The organism is Magnetospirillum moscoviense, from assembly GCF_001650635.1.
GTDB classification, from domain to species: Bacteria; Pseudomonadota; Alphaproteobacteria; order Rhodospirillales; family Magnetospirillaceae; genus Magnetospirillum; species Magnetospirillum moscoviense.
In genome coordinates, this window is the sequence record NZ_LWQU01000020.1 from 1 (window position 1) to 5,777 (window position 5,777).

At 64.2% G+C, this 5,777-nt stretch carries 4 protein-coding genes and 1 pseudogene; 2 read left to right on the forward strand and 3 right to left on the reverse strand.

Annotated elements, in window-relative coordinates:
* Nucleotides 1-142: 142 nt before the first annotated feature.
* Nucleotides 143-2,290 carry a methylmalonyl-CoA mutase gene (scpA, locus tag A6A05_RS01120; protein WP_068496639.1) on the reverse strand — a complete coding sequence of 716 codons (2,148 nt, stop codon included), beginning with the start codon at nucleotides 2,288-2,290 and terminating at the stop codon, nucleotides 143-145.
* A gap of 174 nt (nucleotides 2,291-2,464) precedes the next feature.
* Between scpA and A6A05_RS01125 the strand changes: the two genes are divergently transcribed.
* Complete coding sequence (locus tag A6A05_RS01125) at nucleotides 2,465-3,325, forward strand: NUDIX hydrolase (RefSeq protein ID WP_068496641.1); 861 nt, start codon at nucleotides 2,465-2,467, stop codon at nucleotides 3,323-3,325.
* Here the strand turns inward: A6A05_RS01125 and A6A05_RS01130 are convergent.
* Entirely contained in the window at nucleotides 3,280-4,266 is a 987-nt protein-coding gene (locus A6A05_RS01130; protein ID WP_068496643.1) for a TerC family protein, read from the reverse strand. The two genes, A6A05_RS01125 and A6A05_RS01130, sit on opposite strands and share 46 nt — an antisense overlap.
* 184 nt (nucleotides 4,267-4,450) lie before the next feature.
* Between A6A05_RS01130 and A6A05_RS01135 the strand changes: the two genes are divergently transcribed.
* On the forward strand, nucleotides 4,451-5,500 hold the full coding sequence (locus tag A6A05_RS01135) for an HpcH/HpaI aldolase/citrate lyase family protein (RefSeq protein WP_216635729.1): 1,050 nt from the start codon (nucleotides 4,451-4,453) through the stop codon (nucleotides 5,498-5,500).
* A gap of 120 nt (nucleotides 5,501-5,620) precedes the next feature.
* Here A6A05_RS01135 and A6A05_RS21580 read toward each other — a convergent pair.
* Nucleotides 5,621-5,777: pseudogene (locus tag A6A05_RS21580) on the reverse strand (IS4 family transposase); the annotation flags it as partial.

Consider the following 5,777-nt stretch of genomic DNA (forward strand, 5'->3'; position numbering starts at 1 on the left):
TCCGTTACCGCGCGTCGCCAACAGTCAGGCAGCCTGATCAAAGCTGCCTGCACCTGCGGTTCTCACCGGATGCTTACGGTGAAGTAGCCCAAACGAAAAGGGCCGGCGGATCACTCCGCCGGCCCTTTCTTCGTCTGGCCGCTTACGCCGCCGACTTCTTCTTCAACAGCTCCAGGATTTCCGAGGCCGCCTTGGGGATGTTGGTGCCGGGGCCATAGACCGCCGCCACGCCGGCCTTGTACAGGAAGTCGTAATCCTGCTGCGGAATGACGCCGCCGCTGACCACCAGGATGTCCTCGGCGCCCTGCTTCTTCAGCTCGGCGATCAGCGACGGCACCAGGGTCTTGTGACCGGCGGCCAGGCTGGAGGCGGCAACGATGTGGACGTCGTTCTCGACCGCCTGGCGGGCGGCCTCTTCCGGGGTCTGGAACAGCGGCCCGACATCGACGTCGAAGCCGATATCGGCAAAGGCGGTGGCGATCACCTTGGCGCCGCGATCGTGGCCGTCCTGGCCCATCTTGACCACCAGGATACGCGGCCGGCGGCCTTCGTCGGCGGCAAAGGCTTCGACCTCGGCCTTCAGCTTGGCGAAGCCCTCGTCACCCTGGTAGACGCCGCCATAGACGCCCGAGATGGTGCGGTTGACGGCGCGGTGACGGGTGAAGGACTTTTCCAGCGCGTCGGAAATCTCGCCGACGGTGGCGCGCGCCCGGGTGGCCTCGACCGCCAGGGCCAGCAAATTGCCCTCGCCCGATTCGCCGGCCTTGGCCAGCGCCGCCAGGGCGGCCTCGACCTTGGCGGAATCGCGGGTCGCCTTGATCTGCTTCAGGCGTGCGATCTGCGATTCGCGGACGGCGGCGTTATCGACATCCAGGATGTCGATGGGGGCTTCCTCGGCCGGTTGGTACTTGTTGACGCCGACCACCACTTCCTCAGCCCGATCGATGCGGGCCTGGCGGCGCGCCGCGGCTTCCTCGATCTTCATCTTGGGCATGCCGGATTCGACCGCCTTGGTCATGCCGCCCAGTTCCTCGACTTCGCAGATCAGCTTCCAAGCTTCCTCGGCGATGGCGTTGGTCAGGCTTTCCACATAATAGGACCCGGCCAGCGGATCGACCACATGGGGGATGCCGGTCTCTTCCTGGATGATCAGCTGGGTATTGCGGGCGATGCGGGCCGAGAACGGCGTCGGCAGGGCGATGGCTTCGTCCAGCGCGTTGGTGTGCAGGGACTGGGTGCCGCCCAGCACGGCGGCCATGGCCTCGATGGTGGTGCGGATGACGTTGTTATAGGCATCCTTCTCGGTCAAGGACACGCCCGAGGTCTGGCAGTGGGTCCTGAGCGCCATCGAGGACGGCTTTTGCGGGTCGAACTGCTTGATGATGCGGGCCCACAGCAGGCGACCGGCGCGCATCTTGGCGATTTCCATGAAGAAGTTCATGCCGATGGCCCAGAAGAACGACAGCCGGCCGGCGAAATCGTCGATCTTCAGGCCGCGGCCCAGGGCGGCGCGGACATATTCCAATCCGTCGGCCAGGGTGAAGGCCAGTTCCTGCACCGCCGTCGCCCCCGCTTCCTGCATGTGGTAGCCGGAAATCGAGATCGAGTTGAACTTCGGCATGTTCTTCGAGGTGTAGTCGATGATGTCCGCGATGATCCGCATGGAAGGCGCCGGCGGATAGATATAGGTGTTGCGGACCATGAACTCTTTCAGGATGTCGTTCTGGATGGTGCCCGACAGTTGGTCCTGGGACACGCCCTGTTCCTCGGCGGCGACGATATAGCCGGCCAGCACGGGAAGCACGGCGCCGTTCATGGTCATCGACACGCTCATCTTGTCGAGCGGGATGCCGTCGAACAAAATCTTCATGTCCTCGACCGAATCGATGGCCACGCCGGCCTTGCCGACATCGCCGACCACGCGCGGATGATCGCTGTCATAGCCGCGATGGGTGGCCAGATCGAAGGCCACCGAGATGCCCTGCTGACCGGCGGCGAGGTTCTTGCGATAGAAGGCGTTGGATGCCTCGGCGGTCGAGAAGCCGGCATACTGGCGCACGGTCCACGGCTTGGCGGCGTACATGGTGGCGCGAGGGCCGCGCAGGAACGGCGGGAAGCCCGGCAGGGTATCCAGGTTCTCCATGCCTTCCAGGTCGGCGGCGGTATAAAGAGGCTTGACCACAATGCCTTCGGGAGTCTCCCAATTCAGGGTTTCCGGCGAGGCACCTTTGAGGTCCTTCGACGCCAGGGCTTCCCAATCGGACAGGCTCTTTTTGGCAAATTCGGTCATTTTATTCCTCCGAAACACCCGTCTACCCCCGGGCGGGCGGGAGTATAGCCACCCAAAGGGCCAGAGTCCACAAAACCGCGTAATTTCATTGCGCGTTGCTGGCCCAGTCCAGCGGTATTACCACGTTACTTGGCGCATTGACTTGATCACCTCGCCAGCGCACCCTTTGGCCCCATGTCGTTCCTGGACCACATCCGCGCCTGCAACGCCCACGATCCCCGGCCTTTCCGCCCGTTCCTGTGCGGGGCCACCCGGATCGGCCGCATCCGCCACGATGTCGCCGCTTGGCTTGCCGGCTTTCCCGACATCTTCGTCGTCGATGACCAGGGCGTCCGCCTGCACCCGGGTCTGGACAGCGGCCCGCCCCGTTCCGCCGCCATCGATGCCGTCGCCCTTGAATTGCGTCACCGTTACGGCACCCCGGCGCTTCGGGGCGAGCGCTACCGCGTCGGCGCCGGCTGGGGACAAACAGAAATGTTCACCATCGATCGCGGATTGGTCAGCCTGTTCGGCATCCGCGCTTACGGCGTGCACGTCAACGGCTTCGTCCGCACCCCGGACGGCTTGCGTCTGTGGGTGGCTAAGCGCGCCCTGGGCCGGCCGGTGGCGCCGGGAAAGCTGGACAACCTGATCGCCGGCGGCCAGCCGGCGCACCTGTCCTTGATGGACAATCTGGTCAAGGAAGCGGCGGAAGAGGCCAACGTCCCCGAGCCATTGGCCCGCACGGCCCTTCCGGTCGGGGCCATCTCCTATTGCCTGGACGACGAATGGGGCGCCAAGCCCGACACCATGTTCTGCTATGACCTGGAGCTGCCGCCGGGCTTCGTGCCGGTCAACACCGACGGCGAGGTGGAAAGCTTCGCCCTGATGGCGCCGTCGGAAGCCGCCGCCCGCATCAAGGCGGGCGGCGATTTCAAGTTCAACGTCAACCTGGTGGTCACGGACTTCCTGATCCGCCACGGTTTCCTGAACCCCGACGACGAGCCCGACTATGTCGAGATCGTCTCGGGCTTGCGGGTCTTCCACAGCGAATAAAGCACGCCGCCCGCCAGCAGGCCGAAGGTCACCGACAAGGACAGCACCGCCGGCACCTTGCCGATGACATTGACGGCGAAAATCTTGCCGCCGATGAACACCAGAACCAGGGCCAGGGCGTATTTCAGGTAATGGAAGCGGTGGATCGCCGCCGCCAACGCGAAGTACAAGGCACGCAGGCCCAGAATGGCGAAGATGTTGCTGGTATAGACGATGAACGGGTCGGTGGTGATGGCAAAGATGGCCGGCACGCTGTCGACGGCGAACACCAGATCGGCCAGTTCCACCAGCACCAGGGCCAGCATCAGGGGCGTGATCCACAAGGCCGGCTTGCCGGTCACCGGATGGGGCTGGCGCACGACGAAATCCTGGCCATGCAGGCCGGGGGTGACGTTGAAATGCGACCGCAGCCAGCCGAGTACCTTGTTGTTCTCGATATCGGGCGTCGAATCGGACACCACCAGCATCTTGATGCCGGTGATGACCAGGAAGGCGCCGAACAGGTAAAGGATCCACGAGAACTGGCTGATCAGCGCGGCACCCAGGCCGATCATCACGGCGCGCAGCAAGATGGCGCCCAGAATGCCCCAGAACAGCACGCGGTGCTGGTACTGACGGGGAATGGCCAGGGTCGAGAAGATCAGGGCGATGACGAAGACATTATCCATGGACAGGCTTTTTTCGACGACGAAGCCGGTCAGGTAATCGGTGCCGGCCTGGGCCCCCATGCTCCACCACACCCAGCCGCCGAAGATCAGGCCGGCGGTGATGTAAAGGGCCGACAGGGCGACGCTTTCGCCGATGCCGATTTCATGATTGTCCCGGTGCAGCACGCCCAGGTCGAAGGCCAACAGGGCGGCGACGATGGCCAGGAAGGACAGCCACATCCAGCCTGGCTTGCCGAGAAATTGTCCGAACAAGATGGGATCGAGGAATTCCATGGGACGACCTTGGAATGAAGGCGCTCCGACATCGCGACCGCATGCCGCCAGAGGGGCCCGGAGCCTCGCAACAAAATCTCGGAACAAATCGCACTGATTCAAGGGGAAGATTCCTCTTGTGCGGCGCACACTCGCGCATCATTATTTCGCCCCAACCGATTTCCCCGAAAGAGGATTGCGCAACATGAGCATCAAGCCCCCCCGCAAGTTCTTCGAGCCGCTGGCCATCGGCGCTCCGGCGCCCTATCGCGAGCTGCCGGTGCGGCTGGAGCGCATGATCCATTTCTTCCCGCCGCATGTGGAAAAGATGCGGGCCAAGGCGGGTGACATGGCCAAGAACGTCGATGTGCTGCTGGGCAATCTGGAAGACGCCATTCCGGCCGATGCCAAGGAAGCGGCCCGCGCCGGCTTCGTCGAGGTGGCCAAGGCCTGGAACCCCGAATGCGGCACCGGCCTGTGGACCCGGGTCAATTGCCTGAACTCGCCGTGGTTCCTGGACGACGTCACCACCCTGGTCGCCGAGGCGGGAAACAAGCTGGACGTGGTGATGCTGCCCAAGGTCGAAGGGCCGTGGGACATCCATTATCTCGACCAGTTGCTGGCCCAGCTGGAGGCCAAGCATCAGGTCAAGCGCCCGATCATGATCCACGCCATCCTGGAAACCGCCCTGGGCGTCGAGAACGTCGCGGCCATCGCGCAAGCCAGCCCCCGCATGCACGGCATGAGCCTGGGCCCGGCCGACCTGGCCGCCAGCCGCGGCATGAAGACCACCCGCGTCGGCGGCGGCCATCCCTTCTATGGCGTGCTGGAAGATGCCAAGGAGAGCGCGCCCCGCACCCTGTTCCAGCAGGATCTGTGGCACTATACCGTGGCCAAGATGGTCGATGCCTGCCAGTCGGCCGGCATCAAGGCCTTTTACGGCCCGTTCGGCGATTTCTCGGACAATGCCGCCTGCGAGGCGCAGTTCCGCAACGCCTTCCTGCTGGGCTGCGCCGGCGCCTGGAGCCTGCATCCCAGCCAGATCGAGATCGCCAAGAACGTGTTCAGCCCGGATGTCGCCGAGGTGCTGTTCGCGCGGAAAATCCTGGACGCCATGCCCGACGGCACCGGCGCGGTGATGATCGACGGCAAGATGCAGGACGACGCCACCTGGAAGCAGGCCAAGGTCATCGTCGATCTGGCCCGCGCCGTTGCCGCCAAGGACAGCGTCATGGCGGAAAAGTACGGGCTGTAATCCGATCTTCCGTCCTGGCCGGGCTTGCCCCGGCCATCTACGCACCGCCGCTCGGGACCGTGCAGCTGGAACCATGGATGCCCGGATCAAGTCCACTGCTGTCCGGTTTAATTTTCGGGCTCATAGCAACACCATCTGATTGGGAGCGCCCCTGGGGCTGCGGTCGTCTCCGATTAGGCGGTCGATGCGGCGCAGGTGCATGAGGTTGGCGCGGACCAGACGGGCAAAGGCAAGCGGGCTTTGGACCAATTTCTGGGCCGTCTGGGCCAGGCGCAGC